This is a genomic window from Ramlibacter sp., from assembly GCF_035655895.1.
Lineage (GTDB): Bacteria > Pseudomonadota > Gammaproteobacteria > Burkholderiales > Burkholderiaceae_C > Ramlibacter.
The window spans coordinates 340,894-360,450 of the sequence record NZ_DASRTN010000014.1; the positions used below are offsets into that span (position 1 = coordinate 340,894).

19 protein-coding genes are annotated in these 19,557 nt (G+C 72.0%); 11 read left to right on the top strand and 8 right to left on the bottom strand.

Features of this window, described 5'->3' with window-relative positions; genetic code table 11:
• The first annotated feature begins 79 nt into the window (after positions 1–79).
• Positions 80–547, top strand: a complete 468-nt coding sequence (locus tag VFE82_RS18580; protein WP_325001823.1) for a type III secretion system chaperone — start codon at positions 80–82, stop codon at positions 545–547.
• On the opposite strand, the gene VFE82_RS18585 is transcribed toward VFE82_RS18580, so the two are convergent.
• The gene (locus VFE82_RS18585; RefSeq protein WP_325001824.1) at positions 544–1,065 is read right to left on the bottom strand and encodes an ATP-binding protein; all 522 of its coding nucleotides are present in this window, start codon (positions 1,063–1,065) and stop codon (positions 544–546) included. The two genes, VFE82_RS18580 and VFE82_RS18585, sit on opposite strands and share 4 nt — an antisense overlap.
• On the opposite strand from VFE82_RS18585, the gene VFE82_RS18590 reads away from it, so the two are divergent.
• From VFE82_RS18590 to VFE82_RS18600, 3 genes are read left to right on the top strand one after another with little or no spacing between them, the layout of a single operon-like run.
• Entirely contained in the window at positions 1,064–1,825 is a 762-nt protein-coding gene (locus VFE82_RS18590; protein ID WP_325001825.1) for a hypothetical protein, read from the top strand. The two genes, VFE82_RS18585 and VFE82_RS18590, sit on opposite strands and share 2 nt — an antisense overlap.
• Complete coding sequence (locus tag VFE82_RS18595; protein WP_325001826.1) at positions 1,822–3,012, top strand: hypothetical protein; 1,191 nt, start codon at positions 1,822–1,824, stop codon at positions 3,010–3,012. Before VFE82_RS18590 ends, VFE82_RS18595 begins: the two co-directional genes overlap by 4 nt.
• Positions 3,002–5,056 carry a PP2C family protein-serine/threonine phosphatase gene (locus VFE82_RS18600; RefSeq protein WP_325001827.1) on the top strand — a complete coding sequence of 685 codons (2,055 nt, stop codon included), beginning with the start codon at positions 3,002–3,004 and terminating at the stop codon, positions 5,054–5,056. Before VFE82_RS18595 ends, VFE82_RS18600 begins: the two co-directional genes overlap by 11 nt.
• Here VFE82_RS18600 and VFE82_RS18605 read toward each other — a convergent pair.
• On the bottom strand, positions 5,026–5,775 hold the full coding sequence (locus tag VFE82_RS18605; RefSeq protein ID WP_325001828.1) for a GNAT family N-acetyltransferase: 750 nt from the start codon (positions 5,773–5,775) through the stop codon (positions 5,026–5,028). The genes VFE82_RS18600 and VFE82_RS18605 overlap by 31 nt on opposite strands.
• Before the next feature lie 14 nt (positions 5,776–5,789).
• Between VFE82_RS18605 and VFE82_RS18610 the strand changes: the two genes are divergently transcribed.
• The 6 genes from VFE82_RS18610 to VFE82_RS18635 all read left to right on the top strand — a co-directional run bounded on the left by VFE82_RS18610 (position 5,790) and on the right by VFE82_RS18635 (position 14,389).
• Complete coding sequence (locus VFE82_RS18610) at positions 5,790–8,462, top strand: MFS transporter (RefSeq protein WP_325001829.1); 2,673 nt, start codon at positions 5,790–5,792, stop codon at positions 8,460–8,462.
• Between the two features lie 52 nt (positions 8,463–8,514).
• On the top strand, positions 8,515–9,465 hold the full coding sequence (locus tag VFE82_RS18615; protein WP_325001830.1) for an ABC transporter substrate-binding protein: 951 nt from the start codon (positions 8,515–8,517) through the stop codon (positions 9,463–9,465).
• Between the two features lie 63 nt (positions 9,466–9,528).
• Positions 9,529–9,969 carry a CesT family type III secretion system chaperone gene (locus tag VFE82_RS18620; protein WP_325001831.1) on the top strand — a complete coding sequence of 147 codons (441 nt, stop codon included), beginning with the start codon at positions 9,529–9,531 and terminating at the stop codon, positions 9,967–9,969.
• A 23-nt stretch (positions 9,970–9,992) separates the two neighbouring features.
• Positions 9,993–11,444: a hypothetical protein gene (locus VFE82_RS18625; protein WP_325001832.1), complete on the top strand. Its 1,452-nt coding sequence runs from the start codon at positions 9,993–9,995 to the stop codon at positions 11,442–11,444.
• Between the two features lie 9 nt (positions 11,445–11,453).
• On the top strand, positions 11,454–13,934 hold the full coding sequence (locus VFE82_RS18630) for a hypothetical protein (RefSeq protein WP_325001833.1): 2,481 nt from the start codon (positions 11,454–11,456) through the stop codon (positions 13,932–13,934).
• Positions 13,931–14,389, top strand: coding sequence for a type III secretion system chaperone (locus VFE82_RS18635; RefSeq protein WP_325001834.1), 459 nt, complete (start codon positions 13,931–13,933; stop codon positions 14,387–14,389). Before VFE82_RS18630 ends, VFE82_RS18635 begins: the two co-directional genes overlap by 4 nt.
• A gap of 37 nt (positions 14,390–14,426) precedes the next feature.
• Here VFE82_RS18635 and VFE82_RS18640 read toward each other — a convergent pair whose 3' ends face one another.
• The 3 genes from VFE82_RS18640 to sctD are packed head-to-tail and all read right to left on the bottom strand — an operon-like array spanning position 14,427 to position 16,283.
• Positions 14,427–14,675, bottom strand: coding sequence for an EscF/YscF/HrpA family type III secretion system needle major subunit (locus VFE82_RS18640; protein WP_325001835.1), 249 nt, complete (start codon positions 14,673–14,675; stop codon positions 14,427–14,429).
• Positions 14,672–14,944: a hypothetical protein gene (locus tag VFE82_RS18645; protein ID WP_325001836.1), complete on the bottom strand. Its 273-nt coding sequence runs from the start codon at positions 14,942–14,944 to the stop codon at positions 14,672–14,674. Before VFE82_RS18645 ends, VFE82_RS18640 begins: the two co-directional genes overlap by 4 nt.
• A gap of 1 nt (position 14,945) precedes the next feature.
• Positions 14,946–16,283: a type III secretion system inner membrane ring subunit SctD gene (gene sctD / locus VFE82_RS18650; RefSeq protein ID WP_325001837.1), complete on the bottom strand. Its 1,338-nt coding sequence runs from the start codon at positions 16,281–16,283 to the stop codon at positions 14,946–14,948.
• Positions 16,284–16,333: 50 nt separating this feature from the next.
• Between sctD and VFE82_RS18655 the strand changes: the two genes are divergently transcribed.
• Positions 16,334–16,666, top strand: a complete 333-nt coding sequence (locus VFE82_RS18655; RefSeq protein WP_325001838.1) for an STAS domain-containing protein — start codon at positions 16,334–16,336, stop codon at positions 16,664–16,666.
• A gap of 17 nt (positions 16,667–16,683) precedes the next feature.
• Here VFE82_RS18655 and sctV read toward each other — a convergent pair whose 3' ends face one another.
• Genes sctV through VFE82_RS18670 form a run of 3 tightly spaced genes read right to left on the bottom strand, consistent with a single transcriptional unit; the run spans position 16,684 to position 19,545 of the window.
• Positions 16,684–18,786, bottom strand: a complete 2,103-nt coding sequence (gene sctV / locus VFE82_RS18660; RefSeq protein WP_325001839.1) for a type III secretion system export apparatus subunit SctV — start codon at positions 18,784–18,786, stop codon at positions 16,684–16,686.
• 2 nt (positions 18,787–18,788) lie between these two features.
• The gene (locus VFE82_RS18665) at positions 18,789–19,130 is read right to left on the bottom strand and encodes a tetratricopeptide repeat protein (protein WP_325001840.1); all 342 of its coding nucleotides are present in this window, start codon (positions 19,128–19,130) and stop codon (positions 18,789–18,791) included.
• A 7-nt stretch (positions 19,131–19,137) separates the two neighbouring features.
• Complete coding sequence (locus VFE82_RS18670) at positions 19,138–19,545, bottom strand: hypothetical protein (protein ID WP_325001841.1); 408 nt, start codon at positions 19,543–19,545, stop codon at positions 19,138–19,140.
• Positions 19,546–19,557 lie beyond the last annotated feature (12 nt).

Sequence of the window (19,557 nt, forward strand, 5' to 3'; positions counted from 1 at the left end):
CCCGCATGCCGACATCTGACCGTGCCCTGCCGCGGCCGCTGCCCGTGGGCCCGACGCCGGCTGCTCCGCGGAGCAGCGCATGACGCTGCGCCAGGCCGAGGCTTGCCTGCGGGATTTCGGTGAGCGTCTGGGCATGCCGGGACTGCGGCTCGACGACCAGGGGTGCTGCCAGCTCCTGTTCGACCAGCGTTGGCTGCTCACGTTGGCGCTCGAGCCTGGCGGCGCAGGCCTCTGGCTGCAGTGCCCGGTGACCCTGCCGGGGCAGGCCGAAGCGCTGGGCGGCGCAGCGCTGATGTCGCTGCTGCGGGCCAGCTTCCTGGGTGGCGCGACCGGTGGGGTTGGCAGCGGTGCCGCTGCCGGGCCCGATGGCCGGATCTACCTTCAACGACCGGTGCCACTGGCCGACGGCGCCGCGCTCCACCACGCCGTGGAGCGCATGCTGGACCTGGCCGAGACGTGGAGCGAGCGGCTGGCAGGCGGCCCGCATTCGGCCGCGAGCCAGCCCAGCCCGCGCGAGTCGGTCGACTGGCTCGCGCGCAGGGTCTAGCCGCGCGGCGCTGGCGACGCCAGCCGCTTGACGATCCGCAGCTCGTTCGTGCCGGCGGTGCGGCGGTAGCTGACTTCGTCGGCCATGCGACGAACGAAATGCACGCCCAGGCCCCCGATCTCCCGGTCCTCCAGGCTGGACGTGGTATCCGGCGGGGGCGCCTGCAGCGGATCGAAGGCGAATGCGTGGTCGGTCAGCAGGAGCACCAGCTTGTCGTCCTCGATGCAAGCCTCCAGGCGCACGTCGCCGGCGCCCGTGGCACCGTAGCCGTGCGTCACGATGTTGGCGACCAGTTCGTCCACCATCAACGACACGCTGGCCATCGTGCGTGGCGGCACGCCCGCCGCTTCGGCCCACTCGGCCAGCGCCTCGGTCATTGGCGGGATCTCCTCCAAGCGAGCCGGCACCGTGCGCGTGAACGGCACGGGCGGTGCGGTGTGCGGGGAGGGCTCCATGCGCGCCGGTGCAGCTTTCGTTGGACTCGGTGATTGATGAGGCGGCCGATACAATTCTCGCATGGACGGGGACACCGAGGCCGCGGCGCAGCAGCGGGCCGCGGCACATGTGGTGCCGTGGCCGCGCCCGGCCGTCACGCTCGGCGCGTGCCTCGAGGTCGCCGGGTGGTGGTGGGCCCTGGTCACCGCGGGCCTGCTGCTGCTGGTCGCCGTCCTGATCGCCGTGCAGCGACTCGAAGCGCAGTCCCTCGGCAACGCCCGCCTGGAGATCACGCTCGAGGAGGTGCGCGAGCGCCTCGAGGCGGACCTGTCCCTCGGCTTCGAGCTGGGCGCCAGCAGCCGCGCACAGCCCCTGCTGGAAGACATGCTGGCGCGTGATCCGCGGCTGCTCGCGGCCGAAGTGTTCGATCCGGCCGGCGTCTCCCTGTTCAACACCGACCGCGGCGCGATCGGTGAGCGCATCCCCGATGCCTGGCGCGGCGCACTGGCTGCTGCCGGCGGGCGCTGGTCCGCCGAGGCATTCGACGAGGTCACGCTCGGCCTGCCGATCCGTGGGGCCTTCGGCGAGATCGCCGGGCACGTGAGCGTGACGGCACCGCTGGTGCAGGCGCCGCCGCCGTGGATGCTGTTCGGCTTGGCGGCGGTGGTGTGGCTCGCGCTCTCCGGCGTGGCATGGCTGCTGGTGCGCCGCTCCCTGCGCGCCCAGCTTCCCGCGCAGCAGGACGACCCGCTCGGCCCGGCCGCGGAGCGCCTGGCGCGTGCGCATCGCCGGATGGACGCCACCCTCGCGGCGCTGGCGCGCGACGAAGGCGCCGCGGGATGAGCGGCATCACGCCCCGCGGCCCCGTCGGCCGGCTCATCTGGCAGCTGTCCTCGGTCCTGTTGCTCGCGACGGTCGCGCTGGTGTGGACGGCGATGCACCAGTTGCGCGACGCGGCGCGCGAGGAAGCACAGGCACGCGCGCAGCTCGTGGCCGACGCGGTCGCCTCGCGCATCGAGCGGGCGGTGGCCATCGGCATCCCGCTCACGCGCCTCGAAGGCGTCGAGGCGCTGTTTGCACAACGCATGCGCGGCGGTGAACCGGCCGCGCTGGCGCTGCTGGACGTGCAGGGACGGCAGCTCTGGGTGCGCAGCCACGAGGGCCTTGCCGCGCTGCCCGCTGGCCCCCGCACCAGCGCGCGCGTCGCGCCCGGCGGCCAGCAGGTCGCCTCGGTGGTCGTGGTCTGGCGCGATCCGGGCGTCGGCACGTTGCTGCGGCGATGGGGGCTGCCACTGGCCGCCCTCGCGGCGGCGCTCGCCGTGTTCGCGGCCGAGGCGGTGCGGGACGCCTGGGCGACGGGTCCTGCCGCCCGGGCGGACGTGCTGCGCCGGGCCGGCGCCCGGGTCGCGCTGGGTGACCTGCGGGTGCGGCTGGCAAGGCTGCCGCGGCGCGAGTTCGATCCGCGCGTGCCCTGGCTGCAGCGCGAGCTGCGTTTCGTGCGCGAGCAGTTCCTGCGCATCGAACGTCTGGTGCAGTCCCTGCGCACCACGGAGCCGGAGGCGGCACGCCGTGCGCTGCTCGACCAGGCTCAACTGCAGGCACGTGCAGACGATCTGTTCGACGAGGACATCGGCCCCGGCGCCATTGACGCAGCCGGCCGGGCCGCAGCGCGTGCGCGCTGGTGCGGCCTGGTTGCCGGTGTGGCGGCCTGGCTGGCCGCGGCGCTGGTGTTCACCAGCTGGAACGCGGGCGAGCCGCTGCGGCTCGGGGCCACGGCCGCGCTCCTGCTCGGCACGGGCGGGCTCGTGGCGCGCATGGTGCGGCGCATGCCGGGCTGCGGGCCCGGCCTCGTCACCGGCCTGGCGCTGGTCGGGCCGGGCGTCGCCATTCCCTCGCTGCTGCTTGCGGTCGGCGCCGCCTACGAGCGCATGGGAGCCGGCGCCGAGGCCCTCCTCGTGTGGGTCCTGGTCGCGACCGCGCTGCGCCTGGCGCTCGCCTTGCAAAGGCCGGAGGAGCGCAGTGCCGCTTAAGAGCCGGATCACGCTCCTGGTGCTGGCCGCGGTGACGGCGCTGTGCGCAGTGCTCGCCGCGCTGCTGTGGTGGCGCGACCAGGAACTCACCACCCAGTACCACGAGTCGCTGCTGCAGGGGCAGCGCGCCACCTGGACCAAACTGCAGGAGCAATCGCTGGCAGCCCTGCGCGACGCGCTGGACACCGTCATCGCGCAGGAGGCGTGGCAGCGTGCCTGGCACATGCAGGACCGGCAGGCGCTCGGAGCCCTGCTGCAGCAGGCGCTGGCCCGCCATCCCCACTGGCGCGCCGACCTGTTCGACGCCCGGCGCGCCCTCGTGTCTTCCACGTCCACCGAGCTGCGGCAGGATGCGCTGGTCGAGACGGGGTGGGTGGCGCGCGCGCTGCGCGACGGCGAGCAGTCCGGGGTCAGCCAGGCGTCGCGCGAGCGCTACTACCTCGTCTCGGCCCGCGCCTTCGGACCGGACGGCGAACGCGGCGTCCTGGCCGTCGGCCTGGACCTGGCCAGGCTGCTCCCCGAGCTGGCCGGTGCGCTCGCGGGCGACACGTTCCTGCTGAACGTGCGCGGTCGCGAAGTGGCCGGCACGCGCCCCGGCCTGCTGCCTGCCGAGGGGCTGGCGCCGGCAGTGCGCCAGCCGCGGGTCGGCACCTTGCCGCTGCCCGCCGGCGGGGCCGGGCTGGCCATCGTGCAGCCGCTGGCCGGGCCCGACGCACGCCGGGTGGGCGCGTTGCTGCTGGTGCGCGACGTCACGGCGCAACGAGCCGCGGACCGCCGTGCCGTCGCCACCATGGCGGGCGGCACCCTTGCGCTCATCCTGCTGCTCGGGCTGGTGGTCTTCGCCTACCTGCGACGCGCGCTGCGCCCCCTGGAGCGCTCGGTGCAGGTGCTGGGCGCGCTGTCGCGTGGCGACCTGCGCACGGCGCTCGACGACGAGGACCAGGCGCTTGCGGACGAAGCCGGCCACATCGCGCGTGGTGTCGAGACGCTGCGCAACGAGCTGCTGAACCTGCAGATGCTGCGCGAGGAGCGCATCCGCACGCGCCAGCAGCAGGAACGGCTCATTCGCCGCCAGCTGAAGCTGCTGGCAGAAAGCCTGGACGAGGCGTCGCGCGGTGAGATCCTGGCCGCGCTCGGGCCCGAGCGCGCACCGGACAGTGCGGGCAGCGGCAACGAGCTGGCGGACCTCGCGCGCATCCTCGGCAGGATGTCCGGCCTGGTGACCACGCAGCAGGACCGGCTGGTCGGCCTGCTGCGCGAGTTGCGCGAGGCGATGGAGCGCCAGGCCATGCTCGTCGGCCTGCAGCAGGAACTGGAGATCGCGCGGAACATGCAGCTGTCCATCCTGCCGCGGCAGGCGCCCGCGACCGCGGCGGTGGATGTGTCCGCGCTCATGATCCCGGCCAAGGAGGTCGGCGGCGATTTCTACGACTACTTCCTCATCGACGACGAGCGCCTGGCGCTGGTGGTGGCGGACGTCTCGGGCAAGGGGATCCCCGCCGCCTTCTTCATGGCCATCTCGCGGACGCTGCTCAAGAGCAACGCGCTGTTCCTGCGCGAGCCCGCCGAGGTGATGGCCCGCCTGAACGAGCAGCTGTGCGCCGAGAACGAGCAGATGATGTTCGTCACGGCCTTCCTGGCGGTGCTGCACCTGCGCACCGGGGAGGTCGACTACGTGAACGCCGGCCACAACCCGCCGCTGCTGCGGCATCCGGATGGCTCCGTGGACCTGCTGCCGTCCGGTCAGAACACCGCGCTGGCGGTGATGGAAGGCCTGCGCTACACGCAGGGGCGCATCCGTCTGGCGTCCGGAGACACGCTGCTGCTCTACACGGACGGCATCACGGAGGCCACCGACGCGGCCGGCGTGCTGTTCACCGAGGGGCGGCTGGTGGCCGCGGTCCGCGCGCACCAGCCCGAGGGCGGTGCGCTGCCCGCGGCGGTGCTGCAGGCCGTGCGCGCCTTCGAGGCCGGCGCGGCGCAGGCCGACGACATCACCTGCGTGGCGGTGCGCTACGTCGGGACGGCGGGAGTGGCGGGCTGATGGCGCGCGAACACGAGCTTGTCGGGGCCGCGGCCCTCCATCTCGCTGATGCCCCACCAGCCTTGCGCCGTCAACGAGCGCTGCCGCTCCCAGTCGAGCGGGTCGACCAGCCGCAGGTTCTCTTCGTCGAAGTCCCACGGCCGCGCCAGGTCGATGGCCAGCAACTGGCGGCGCAGGCCGCCCAGCTGGCCGACCCAGGCGATCCGCATGCCTTCGCGCAGCAGGTTGTGCCGGCTCGCGTGGTTGTGCAGGGACACCATCGCCACGCACACCACCTTGCCGTGCGCCTGCGCCAGCGAGAAGCGCGCGGCGAGCAGGGTGCGCTGGAGCCCGCGGCCGCGGTAACCCGGGCGCACCATGCAGCTGGCGATGTTCGCGGCGTCGCGGCCGCGTGCCAGCACACGGCCCAGGTTGTCCGGATGGTCGGGGGAGGGCAGGCCCAGCATCGCGTACGCCGCCAGGCGGCTGCCGTCGAAGACGCCGATCGTTTCGCCGCTCGACGTCGGATCGGCCCCGATGTGCGCACGCACGAAGGCCTCTTCGTCGTCTTCCCGCACGTACAGATCGGGATCGGCCAATCCGGCGAGGACCTCTTCGCGCAGCGCCAGCACCAGGGGCACGTCCTGCGGCGCCAGCAGCCGCAGCTGGAAATCACCGAGCCGTCGGCGATCGGCGGCCAGCAGCGCGGGCGGGTGGGCAGCGACGGACAACAGACGCATCGACCGGAGGTCTCGTGAAGGCGGGCATCGAAATGTATCCGACGGCCCGATCGGCACTGCGCTTCGTGGTGGCCGTGGTGCTGGTCCTGGTGGCACTGTCCACCGCGCTGATCGCGCTGCGCATCGAGCAGGTGCTGCTGGAACTCGCCGAGGCGCGGGCGTTGCGCACCGCGCAGCAGCTGCGCGCGCAGGTGGAAGCGGGTTTCCGCTTCGGGCTGGCGCTGCCGGACCAGGCCGCCCTGCCCGGGCGCGTGCAGCGCCTGGTCGCCCAGGACGCCGCGCTGGCTGCGGTGCGCGTGCAGGCGGAGCAGGGTGAGACGGTGGCGCAGGCGGGGCGGCCGCAGGCCTTCGCCGGCCTGAACCCGTCCTGGACGCAGCAGCTGCTGGGGCAGGGCGCCCACGCGCGCAGCCCTGCGTCGTCGGTGGTGCGTCATGCCGGTCCGATCTCCTTCATCGGCGTGCCCACCATCGACGCGTCGGGGCGCCGCAGCGGCGTGCTCTGGCTGGTGCACGACCGCGCCGCCCTGCAGCAGGCCGCGTGGTCGGTGCTGGCCAGCCTCTGGCCCTGGGCGGCGGGCCTGGCGGCGGTGCTCTCCGCCGTGCTGGCCGCACTGGCGGTCCGCTGGATGGGGGCGGCGCACGGCCGGCTGGCCGCCGCCGCGGGGGCGCTGGCGCAGGCCGATGCCCAAGGGCCTGTCCGCGGGCCCGCCGACGTGGTGCGCCTCGTGGATGGCCGGGGCGGGTCCGGACGCGCGCTGGCACGCGAGTGGCTGTTGGTCCTGCTGGCGGTGGTCTTCACGTTCAGCGGCCTGGCCGGGCTTGCCTGGAAGGCGCGCGAACTGGCGCGCCCCATGCTGCTCGCCGAAGTGGAAGAAGGCGCGCAGGGCGTGCTGCGCCAGGCGGTCGCGCACATCGAGCGGGCACTTGCCCTGGGCATCCCGGCCGACGGCCTGGTGGGTGTCGAAGCCATGCTGCAGGCCGAGCTCGCGCCGGCGCAGGAGCTTGCGTTCCTGGCCTTGCAGCGCCCGCACGGCAGCCAGCCGGCATTGGCCATCCACGAAGGTGGCGATGTGGCTGGCGCGCGTGCAGCGCTCGGTGCCGCGGCGCCGGGCTACCTGCTCGCGAGCCAGCCGGTGCCAGGGGTCGGCCAGCTGCTGGCGGGAACGCGCAAGGAGGACGTGGACGGACGCCTGCGCTCGATCCTGCTGGACCTGCTGTTCGCCGTGGTCGTCAGTCTGGTGCTCGTGCGCGAAGTGCTCGCCGCGCTGTGGTCGCGGTCGGGCCTGCGGCCCTACGTCGCGTTCGAGAGCGCTTGGCGGGGTTGGCGGGCTCGCGCGGTGCGGCTGGGCGCCGATTCCGCGCCGCAACGCGTGCGGGACTGGATCGCGGAGGTGCGCGGCGGCGTGCGCAGGCTGCTGGAGGACGGCTCGCGGACCGATGCCGGCGAGGGGCCGGTGCGGGCGTTGGCGCGCCTGCGCCTGATCGTCTTCCTCACGGCCTTGTCCGACGAACTGCTGAGGCCTTTCTTCGCGGTCTTCGCTTCCGAGGCGCGGCCGATGGTCGTCGAGCTGTCGCCCACCATGCTGGCCGCGCTCCCGGTGGCCGCCTTCATGCTGACGCTCACGCTCGCGCAGCCGCTCGGACCCTGGATCACCCGACGCGTGGACGTGCGCCGGGCGCTGCTCGTGGTGGCCGTGTGCGGTGCCGCGCTGCTGGCAGCGACGGCGGTCACGGCCAACAGCCTGGGGCTGGTCCTTCTGCGGGCGGGGAGCGGCGCCGCCTACGGGCTCCTGCTGATCCTGGCCCAGACCACCGTGCTGCGCATCACCGATTCGCGCAATCGCGCACGCGGACTGGTCGAGGTGTCGGGGGCCATCGTGGCCGCAGGCGTCTGCGGGCCGGCCCTGGGCGGCCTGCTCGCCGACGGCCTCGGCACCGCCGCGGCATTCGCCGCCTGCGCGGCCTGCCTGGGCATGGCCGCAGTGCTGAGCACGGGGCTGGCGCCCGTGCCGGGAGGCAGCAGTGGCAACCTCGCCGGCCTGGGCGGCTGGCGCGGACTGGCCGCCGTGCTGCGGCATCCGCGCGCGATGGCCGTCACCTGGCTGGCAGCGGTGCCGGCGCGTCTGGCCGCCGCCGCCGTGCTGCTGGTGGCCGCGCCGCTCTACGTGCAGCAGATCGGGGAGACGCCCGCGATCTCCGGGCGCGTGCAGCTGCTGTACTTCCTCGCATTCATGCTGACCGCTCCATGGGTGGCGCGCTGGTCGGACATCGGCCGCAGCCGTCGACCCTGGATCCTGTGGGGTTGCGCGCTGTCGGTCGCCTCCTGTGCGGCGCTCCCGCTGGTGGGCGGGGTGGCCGGCATCGCGCTCTGCTGCGGCCTGCTGGGCGTCGCACAGGCCCTGCTGTCGGCTCCGCAGCTCGCACTGGTGACGGAGGCGTTCGATCGCGACCCGCAGGCAACGCAAGCGGCGGGCGCGACGCCGGAACAGGCGCTCGCCGCGTTCCGCTTCATCGAGCGTTTCGGCAGCATCGTCGCCCCGTTCGTGGTCGCGCTCGCCGTGTCCCGCCTTGGACTGGGCGGCGCCGTCGGGGCGATCGGCGTCGTGCTGGCGCTGGCGTGCGCCGGCCTCGCCCTCGTCCTGTTCCAAACGTCCCCGCCCGTGAACGACCGCCATGTCCAAGCCTGATCCCGTCGCGTCCCTTCTCCGCCGCGCGCTTGCCGTGCTGCTGCTTGCGTGGATGGCGCCCGCAGCCGCGCAGGTGCAGCCCCGCACCATCGTCATGGTCCTGCCACGCGACGAGCAGAACATCGAGGCGGGATTCCGCGACTACCTCGCCAAGCGCAACCTGCCGCTCAAGATCCTGACGGTGCGGTTCTCGGGCCGCGGCGAGGATGGCCCCGCGCTGGTCGCCCAGGTGCGCCGGCTGGCCCCCGACCTGGTCTATTCGTGGGGAACCGGCACTACGCTGGCCCTGGCGGGGGCGCACGACGCCCCCAATGCCGGGGACTTCATCCGCGATGTGCCCATCGTCTTCACCGAGGTGACCGACCCGGTGGGCAGCAAGCTGGTGCGCCAGCTCGATCCGCCCGGGCGCAACGTCACCGGGGTGAGCCACGTCGCGCCGCTGCCGGTGCAGCTCAACGCGATGCGCAACTACCGGCCGTTCTCGCGCGTCGGCTACATCGTCAATCCGAAGGAGCCGAACACGCAGCTGGTGCTGCAGTCCATGCGGCAGCTGGCGGCGGGCATGCACTTCGACATCGTGGCGGAGACGGTGCCGCTGGACCCGGCGGGCAACCCGGACCCGACGGCGCTGCCCGCGATCGTCCGGCGGATCGCGGCGCAGAAGGTGGATTTCCTCTACGTGCCCCCCAGCACCTTCCTGGCCTTCACCCACCGCGACCTGCTCACGCAGGCGGCGCTGGAGGCGAAGGTGCCCACCTTCTGCTCGACCGAAAGCGTGGTGCGGCAGGCCAGGTGCATGTTCGGCCTGTTCTCCAATGGCAGCAACATCGGGCGGTTCGCGGCCTACAAGGCCGTGCAGGTGCTCGCCGATCGCACCCCGGTCGAGCGCATCCCCGCCGAGACGCTGCAGCGGTTCTCCCTGCTGATCAACATGCCCACCGCCAAGGCGTTGCAGCTGTATCCGCCCCTGGGCCTGCTGAACGTGGCCGAAGTGATCGAGTAGCGCCGGCCGGGAACCGTCCGGGCCGGCCGGTTACTCACTGGCGGAACATCCCAAGGAGCCGCCATGATCGAGACGTACAACCGAGTCCTCCAGTCGTTCGCCGAGCAGATGGGGATCGACCCCCAGGCGTTCGCCAAGACCCAGGAGGTGGTGGTGGACGACGTCGCCGTGGGCCTGGCCTACGAAGGCGACGAGCAGGTGGGCGACCTCCTCTACTTCACCGATCTGGGCGCCCCGCAGGCGCACCGCGCCCCGGACGTCCACCGCACCCTGCTGGAGGCGAACAACCTGTGGGCAGGCACGGGCGGCGCGACGCTCGGCCTGCAACACGAAACCGGCCATGTCGTGCTGTGCGGGCGCATCGACGTCGCCGGGGTGACGGGAGAGAGCCTGGCCATGCTGCTCGACGCCTTCGTCGACAACGCCCAGGTCTGGCGCCGGTTCGTCCAGGACGCCCTGCCGTCCGGCGCTGCGCCCGCGCCCGGCCATTTCGTCCGCGCCTGACCCGGCCCGACCAGGAGAACCGCATGTACGTGCATGGCAACAGCCCCCTGTCCCCGGTGGTCCTCGACGGCCACGGGCCGATGGACTCCATCAACCTCAACGAGCGCAACACGAGCGTCACGGTCGGCCGGGGCGGCCTCGCGGGCCGCACCATCTCGGTCGGGGACGGCCAGCAGCGCGGCGAGGCGAGCAGGACGGCGGAGAAGACGGCCAACCTCTTCAAGAAGGCCGGCCTTGTCACGGGCGCCATCGTGGCCGCGCCGGTCGCCGGGCCGCTGCTGCTGGCGGCCAAGGCCATCAGCCTCATCCCGCGCCTGGTGAACCAGCACATCCTGGAGCCCCGGGCGGAGCGAACCTACCGGCTCGCGAACGCCGTCGCCCTGAACGCACTGGCGCAGCCGGGCGCCAACAGCATCCTGGAGCGCGGCGACGTCATGGCGCGCCTGCGCGCCCACGCCGACGCCACCGGCCGGTCGGCGCTGGCCGACGCCGACATCCGCGAACTGGTGGCCACCGGCGAGCACATCGCCCGCGGGCTGGCCGACCACCCGATCGATCCGTCGACCAAGGTCCTCAAGCTGGACATCGGCGGCGTCACCCACGACGTGAAGGCGAGCGTCCACATGGCTCGCGCCGTCGGCTGGTTCATGATGGCCCGAGCCGCCGGCCAGGACGTGTCGCGCGCCGGCAGCGGCGATGCCAGCGGTACCAGCGACATGGTCACCAGCGGCTCGTTCGTGATGAAGGACCCCGGCAACCGCATGTACGACTTCCTCAACAGCGCGCCGACGGCGGCTGCGCGCATGTCCACGCATTTCGAGGAACGCATCGGGCACCAGGAGGTCTTCAATTTCGGCATCACGACGAAGACCAAGCAGCGCGGCATCGAGGACTACCAGAGCCGGATGCCCGGGGCCGGCGGCACCATGCTGTTCGACAAGCTGCGCCCGGACCAGCGGGGCACCGAGGAGCTGTTCGTGAAGTTCGAGAGCGTCGGCTGTCCGCCGTACTTCCAGTCCGAGCCGCAGCATGGGATCGGCGCCAAGTTCGCGCGGATGTTCGCGGCGCTGGACCGCAACATCGGCCATGCGACCAACTTCCTGCACAGCGTCACCGGCAAGGGACCGAACGGCGCCGGCGTGGTGAGCCGCCAGGAGCACGTCTACAAGGGCGCACTGAAGAACACCGTCAACCGCGAGTTCAAGGAGCTTGTCTCCGCCGCCATCCGGGCCGGCGTGGTCAACGCCGATGCCTCCGCCGTCGGCAAGTCGGTGCACAAGCTCGGGCTGCCCTACGTGGAGGACGCCACCAGTGCGATCCGCGAGGCGGCGGCGAAGCTCGGCAACGCCGAGATCCGCGCCCAGTGCAACGCCGTGATGGACACGATCCAGGCCGAGAGCCGCCGGCTGGGGCTGGCGTCCGACGTGCATGGCATCGAGCGCCGCGGCGCCGAAGTCCACATCTCGATCCTCTAGGGGGGCCCCATGCCGCAGAACATCGCTGGCGCGTCGCTGCACGGCGTCGCCCTGAATCAGGATTTCGGACACAGCCCAGTTGGCCGGCTCGGGACGCGCACCGTGCAATCGGCGTCCGCGCAGGGGCCGCGCGCCGGTGCTGCCGGCGGGATCGTCGCGCAGGCGAAGGGGCTTGCCACCCGCGTGCTGGACGCCGCGACGCCGCACGGGTTGCGCGCGCAGTCCAAGGTGCGCGCCGGCCTGGAGGCCACCAGCGCACGCGTGGGCGACCTGATCGGTGCGCTGTCCAAGACGGGCTCCCACAAGGTCGACGGCGCCGCGGCGCTGGCGGCCATGCGTGACATCGCTGCCGCCGCCGAGCCGCTCACCAGCCGGGGCGCCGCTTACGACGCGGTGCTGCAGCAGCGGATCGACGTGCACCTGACGAACATGAGCACGCGCCAGCTCACCGAGCTGAAGGACGGCCTGGCGTTGGCGCGCAACAGCGCGCTGCAGGCCGACGCGTCCGCCGCGGGTCACCTGGCATTGCTCGCCACGTCGACCCAGAAGGAACTGGTGCAGCGGATGGTGGGCGAGGCCGTGCAACGCATGCAGCCGGTGCTGGACAAGAGCATCGCCGAAGTGCCGCGAGGGCCGGCCGCGGTCGACTACCAGTACGGCGCCTGCTACGGCATCGCGGCCAACCTGCTCGCCGAGCACGGCCAGGATGGCAGCCGCGACATGCAGCGCGCCCTGGTGAAGGAGGCCATCAACACGCTGGTCGACAGCGGCACGCTCGATGCGGTCGCGGTCGGCCAGGCCGTGAAGCTGCTGCCCAGCCGTGAGCAGCGCGATCTACTGGACACCACGACCCACCTGGGCGCCGAGCCACCGTTCACGCTCGAGCGGCTCCTGAGCGGCGCGGTTGGCGTGCGGGCGGAGCAATCGGAGACGTCCTTCCTGGCGGCGGCCGACCGGCTGCTCGCGCACGGCGAGCCGGCCGTCGACGACCCGCGCGGGCCGTTGCGCGATCCCCGCGGCTTCGCCGGCGAGATCGTCGAGGCCGCACGTCACCTGCACGCGTTGCGCACGCACAGCGACGTGCACGACCTGCGGATCGGCACGCAGGTCGATCCCAAGCTGGCGCGACTGGTGGCGCATCTCGAGGGCATGCTGCGCCCCTCGAACCTGCTGCCGGGCGAGCTGAACCACGAGCAACTGCGCGACGTGCGCGACGGGCTCGCCAAGCTCGGCGTCGAGCGCGGCAGCGACCAGCTGAGCGCGGAAGTCGACCTGCGCAAGGCCGCCGTCGTCGGCGCCTGCGACACCGAGGTCCTGGCGGCAGCCACCGCTGCTGCGCGCGGCGAACTGGGCGGAATGCTGCGGGCGCTGGAGCGGGCCCAGGAGCGCGGCACCACGGCGCTGCTCACGCACCAGAAGCTGGGTGAGCGCATCGACGACGCCGACAAGATCATGCAGTTCCGCCACCGCCTGGTGATGGGGGCGGTCGCCCAGCTGCCGGAGGCCCAGCTGCAGCAGGTGTTCGCGGTCCTGAACAGCCCCGAAGGGCGCGCCCTGGCGGCAGCCTGCTCGGAGGCCGGCATGGCCCTGCTGCCCGGCATGGACAGCATGGAGGGCCGCGACCCCGCCCTCGGCAAGCGGATGTTCGACACGGGCATCGACCTGCAGATGCTCGAACTCGCCGTGGGCGACACGCTGCGCGCAGGGGGTATCGCGCTGCCGAGCCTGCCCGATGACCACGCCTACGCCGTGGCGGACCTCGGCCCGCGCGGTCAGGCGGCGCTGCGCGAGGCGTTCGGTGCGGACGTCTCCACCGACGGCCGGGTGAACGTGAAGATCGGCGTGGCCGGACCGGCGGCGCAGAAGATCTTCCAGCAGAACCTCGCGGCCGTGGCCGCCGGGCGGCCGCCGGAACACGTCGAAGCGCAGCTGGGCACCGGCGTGTGCGAAGCGTTCTGGAAGGACCTGCCGCGCGCGCACTACGTGGTGCGCGAGGACGGTGGCACCCGCAGCCTGCTGGAGCGCGCCGCGCGGGCCGACGACGCGCCGGCCCGCGAAGGTCAGCTGCGCGCCGCGATCGCGCAAGTGCGCGCCCTCGCCGGTGGCAGCGACGCGCTGCTGATGCACCTGTCCCGCTACGCGAACCAGAACCTGCTGGCCGGCATCCAGGAGATGATGCTGTCGCCCGAGAGCCCGGTGCGCCTGCCGGACGGAACGCCCGGCCGCCTGATGGGGCCGGAGCGGATCACCTACACGATGGGCCGGGATGGCGAGGACGGGTTGTCGCTGCGGGTCGACTACGCGATCCGCGCGGCTGATTTCTTCATGGATCCTGCCGGCGGAACCATGCATCCGCTGGACCCGCAGGGCAGCCATGCCCATTTCACGTTCGAGATCGCCATCGCCCCCGATGGTCAGGCCCGGGTGTCCGATCCGCTGCAGTTCCTCTACGAACTCCAGCCCGGATCCCCGTCCCAGGAGCACGCATGACCGCCGACCAACTTCTCATCGACCTGGGCCAGGCCACGGGCCTGCCCGGGCTCCGGCTCGACGCCGCAGGCTGCGCACGACTGGTGTTCGACGGCCATGTCGCCGTCAACCTGGAGCACGACCCCGACGCGCGCGCCATGCACCTGTACACCACCGTGGGCACGTTGCCGGCCCAGGGGCGCGAGGCGCTCTATGTGGAGTTGTTGCAGGCCAACCTGTTCGGTGCGGGCACGCACGGTGCGACCCTCGCAGTGGACCCGGCCCACCACGAGGTGGTGCTGTGCCGCACCGTCGGCCTGGACGATGCGAGCGGGCCTGGCGTCCTGGCGGTCGTGGAAGGGTTCGTGGCCGCGGCCGAGGAATGGATCACCCGGCTGGACGCGCGGCGCGCACCGGCGCCAGCGGCCGAAGGGGCGCCGTCACCGCGCGAGCTCGCGTCCTTCCTGCGCGCCTGAACGCTGGCACGCCCGGCCGGCGCGGCAGCTGCTGGCCTCAGCCGGCCTTCTGGATGACGCCCTTCATGGCGTCCGACACTTCCTTGACCAGCGTGCTCTGGATCTGGGTCATCATGGTCCACTGCTGGACCTCCTGCTGCAGCAGGAGCAGGTCTGTCGTCGTGGGGTTCTGCCCCATGCCCGAGATGCGGGTCTGCAGCGAGCTCTCCTTCGCCTGCACCGCGGTGGCCACGGAATTGTTGATGTAGTCGAACGTCAGCGAGGACGACGGCGAATTCACGATCATGGCTTGCTCCTGCTTGAGGCGAAAAGGGATTGTAGGTCGGGGGTCTGTCCAGGCGGGCCCGTGACGGGCCAGGTTTCCAGCACTTCGCGCGCCGCCCGGGCGGCTTGCGCCAGTGCGGTCGCGTTGGCGAACTCGTCGCGCGGCAGGCTGGCAGCCATCTGTCCGCGCAGGCGATCCTCCAGGGCGGCGAGCTGCTGGATGAGTTCGGTGCGCAGGGCGGCGCCACCGGGTTGCGCCAGCCGCTCCTCGAGTTCCGTCAGTGCCGTCATGTCAGCGCCGCACCTGCACCCGCCGCGCGCCGGGGCCTTCGAACAGGGCTGCATCGGCCGAGACATCGGCGAGCCGCCAGCCGCTGCGGCTGCCGCCCACCACCAGCTTGCTGCCGTCCGCCAGCACCACGTAGGCCGGGTCGCCGCCGACGATGCTTCGGATGTGCAGGGGAAGTTCCGTCGGCAACGGGGCCGCCGCGGCGGTGAAGGACAGGTCGGCCCGGAACGGCACCGGATGGCGCGCCGAGGCAGCGGTCAATGCACGTTCCCAGGCAGGGACGTCCCGGGGCGCGAGTTGCACCCGCATCCGCAGCGTTCCATCCACCCACGCGCCGTCCACGCGGGCCGCCGCCTGGCTGCGCAGCTCCGCGAGCAGCGCGGCCGCGGCGGACTCCGGGGTGTGCAGGGCATCCTCGAAGACGGCACCAGCCGGGAACTCGGCGCGCAGCTGCGCCAGCAGGCGGTCGCGCGTGGCGGCGTCCGGCACCTGGCCCTGCAATCGGAAGCGGCCCTGGCCCAGCGCCTGCACGGACAGTGGGAGTGCCAGCTGCGCTGCCTGGCGGTCCACCCATTCGCCGATCTCCAGGGCGATCTCGCGCCCGCTCGAGATGCGCAATCCGGGCCTTGGCGACAGGCGCGAGAGCGCCTCGGCGAGGGTGTCTCCTTCCTCGTCGGACAACATGGAGGCGCGCACCCGCCAGCTGCCGTCCGGCAGTGGGTCGAGGGCGACGCGGTCCTGCAGGCGAAGTGCCGCGGCGATGGCGAGGATCTGCTCGCGCTGGTTGGCCGGGCGTGACGGCGCGGCGACCCCCGGGGTCATCGGGCGCGGTGAAGCGAGCACCGTCCAGACCGCCAGGATGCTGCCCACGCCCGCCGCCGTCACCAGCGCGAGCAGCCAGACGGGCGTGCCGCGGCGGCGTGCCGGGACGGGGGCAGGCGCGGGCGCCTGGACCTGGTGCGCTGCTTCGGCCCGCGCAGAGAGCGCCGCGGGTGCGTCCGGGGGCTCCACGGCCGGCGCCGCTTCGGGCGCACCGGGCAGGGGCTGCGCCGGCCAGGGCGCGTGCGCCGCATCGATCGTCAGTGCCACCGGGCCGATCTCGGCCACCGCGCCGGGCGACAGGCGCAGCGGCTCGGAGGACCCGTCCATCCAGTGCAGCAGCACGCCGCCGTCCGGCTGCGGCTCCAGGCGCAGGTGCTCGCGACCGATGCCCTCGTCGCTCAGGACGAAGTCGCATTCGGGGCTGCTCCCCAGCACGTGCACGCGATCCGCGAGGGGCGCACGCGCGCCGGCATGGGTGCCGGAGAGGATGCGCAGTTCGGGCAGATCGTCACGCTTCATGGCAGCCCCGGCCTACAATCGCCCACCCTCATTGCCAACGGCTGCACACCATGACCCTCGACCAGGAAACCCGCGGAGACGTGACCATCCTGCGCCCCGTCGGCCGCCTGGACAGCGCCAGCTCGCCCGAACTCGAACGTGCCGTGCTCGAGCGGCTGGAGCAGGGCTGCAAGCGCATGGTGTTCGACCTGGCCGACATGGACTACGTCAGCTCCGCGGGCCTGCGGGTGATCCTGCTGGCAGGCAAGAAGCTGCGCGCCGGCCAGGGCAGGCTGGCGATCTCGGGCATGCGCGAGATGGTGCGGGAGGTGTTCGAGATGAGCGGTTTCCTCACGCTGTTCGCGGTCACGCCCACGCTGGACGAGGCGCTCTCGAAGGTCTGAGCTGGGAAGAGAGGGCTTCACAGCTCGATCCTCGCGAGCGGCTGGATGTTGATCTCCTGGGTCAGCTCCTGGTAGCTCAGGACCGGCAGTTCGTACAGGTCCTGCTCGATCATCTTGCGCAGGTAGCGGCGGATGTCCATCGAGGTGAGCAGCACCGGCTTCTGGGCGCTGGCGCCGAGGTCGCCCACCGTGCGCTTGATGTTCTCCACCAGCCGCTTGCCCGCGGCGGGGTCGAGCGCCAGGTAGCTGCCGGCACTGGTCTGGCGGATCGCGCCACGGACCGTGTCCTCCACGTTCGGGGCGAGCAGGTAGGCCGGCAGGATGTTCTGGCCGGTCGAGTACTTGTAGCTGATGTGGCGCTTGAGGCTGGAGCGCACGTACTCGGTGAGCAGCACCGAGTCCTTCTCCTTCTGGCCCCAGTCGATCAGGGCTTCCATCACGGTGCGCAGGTTGCGCACGGAGATGTCCTCGGAAACCAGGCGCTGCAGGATCTCGGCGATCTTCTGGATCGGGAGCACCCGGGTGACTTCCTTGACCAGGTCAGGGAAGCGGCCCTCCATGGCCGACAGCAGGAACTTGGTCTCCTGGATGCCGATGAACTCGCCGGAATACTTCTTGAGGACGAAGGCCAGGTGGTACGTGAGGACCTGCCCGGGCTCCATGAAGGGGATGCCGGCGTTGGACAGCGGTGTGCGCAGCGACTCCGGCACCCACAGGGTCGGGATGTTCGGCAGGAACTTCCGGTCGGTCTCGTACGCGATCTGCAACGCGCCCAGGTTCTGGGGATTCTCCCGGACCAGCAGGAAACCGGGCCGCAGCTTGCCCTGCGAGACCGGCACCTCGGACAGCAGGATGTTGTAGCTCTCGGCCGGCAGCGTCTCGTTGAAGCGCAGCTGGATGCCGGGGAAGGGCACGCCCAGGTCGAAGTACAGCGCGCGCCGGATCTTGAGCAGCTCTTCGTTGAGCATCTCGGGGTCGAAGCTGTCGCGCAGGTGGGCCGCGACATCCATCAGCAGCGGCACCGTGGGCGCGAACTCCTCGCCCGCCTCGTTGCGCTGCTTGCGCGGTGGCTCGGCGGCGGCCTGCATCGCCGGGACCTCGGTGACTTCGCCGGTCTTCTCGTCGACCACCTTGCGCGTGGCGCGCAGCAGCGTGAAGCCGACGCCGCCCAGCACGACGCCCAGGGTGACGAAGATCAGCGTCGGCATGCCCGGGATCAGGCCCATGCCGACCGCGACGGCCGAGGCGATCACCAGCGCCCGCGGCTGGGAGAGCACCTGCGCGCCGATGTCCTTGCCGACGTTGGAGGGCCCCTCTTCGGATTGCACGCGCGTGACGATCATGCCGGCGCAGATCGCGATGAACAGGGCGGGGATCTGGGCGATCAGGCCGTCGCCGATCGTCAGCACGGAATAGGTCTTCACCGCGCCCGCGGCAGTCATGCCGCGCTGCATGGTCCCGATCAGGATGCCGCCCAGCAGGTTCACGGCGACGATGATGAGGCCGGCGATCGCGTCGCCCTTGACGAACTTCATGGCGCCGTCCATGGCGCCATAGAGCTGGCTCTCCTTCTCCACGATCCGGCGGCGGCGCTTGGCTTCCTCCATGTCGATCGTGCCGGCACGCATGTCGCCGTCGATCGACATCTGCTTGCCCGGCATGGCGTCGAGCGAGAAGCGGGCCGCCACTTCGGCCACGCGCTCGGCGCCCTTGGTGATCACCACGAACTGCACGATGGTCAGGATCAGGAACACCACCAGGCCGACGATCAGGTTGCCGCCGACCACGAAGTTGCCGAAGGTGTAGATGATGTGCCCGGCGTCCGCCTGCAGCAGGATCAGCCGGGTGGTGGCGATCGAGATGCCGAGCCGGAATAGCGTGGTGACCAGCAGCACCGACGGGAAGCTGGAGAACGCCAGCGGCGAGGGCAGGTACATGGCCACCATCAGCAGCATCGCCGAGACGGTCATGTTGACGCCGATCAGGACGTCCACCAGCCAGGTGGGCAGCGGCAGGATCATCATGAAGATGATCGCCACCAGCATCACGGCCAGGACGATGTCGTTGCGGCTGGTGGCCAGCAGCACGAGCCGCTGGAGTCGGGGCTGCAGGGTCTGCATCGTCAGGCGCTCGCGGCCGGGGCGGCGGCGCCGCGCATCTGCACGTAGGTCTTCATCGCGACGGCGGCTTCCTCGGTGCGCTGGGCGGCGCCGAGCGCCTGGGCACGCAGCAGGTGGAAGGCGGCATCCACGCCGCCCGCCATGGCCAGCCGGTCCAGGGTTTCCAGTGCCTTGTGCGGCTTGCCGCTTCGCACCTGTGCCACCGCCAGGCCGCGCAGCACGCGCGGCTGTCCGCCCGCCAGCACGTCCAGGGCGGCGAGCACGCTGGCAGCCTTGTCGGGCCGTGCGTTCTGGAGGAAGACGTACCCCAGCAGGGCCAGCAGGCGGGCTTCGGATTCGGCCATGCGTCCCTCAGCCCTGGTACAGGACCGAGCGGTACATCTGCACCAGGTCGCGCAGGCCCTGTTCCTCGGCGATCACGCGGCTGGCGCGCCCGAGCACGCGCGCGCTCTCGGGGTCGGAAGCCTGCAGCCGTTCGGCCTCGTCACGCAGCGAGGCGAGCGCCGAATCGAGCGTCTGGCGAAATCGCTGCGGCATCAGCAGTTCACGGTCGCCGATCTCCGGCCGGATCGCATCCTCCAGGAATGCATCGAGATTGGGCATCGCGAGCAGCTGTTCGAGCTGCGGCCGCTGGCCCTGTTCGGCCGGCACCAGCTCCTGCTGGCCGGGCAGGCCCTGCGATCCCTCGCTGCCCCGGAAGGTGATGCTGTCGATGCCCCGGTCGAAGAAGGGGCCGCTGCCAATGCGAAAGTCCGACATGTGTGTCCGCTT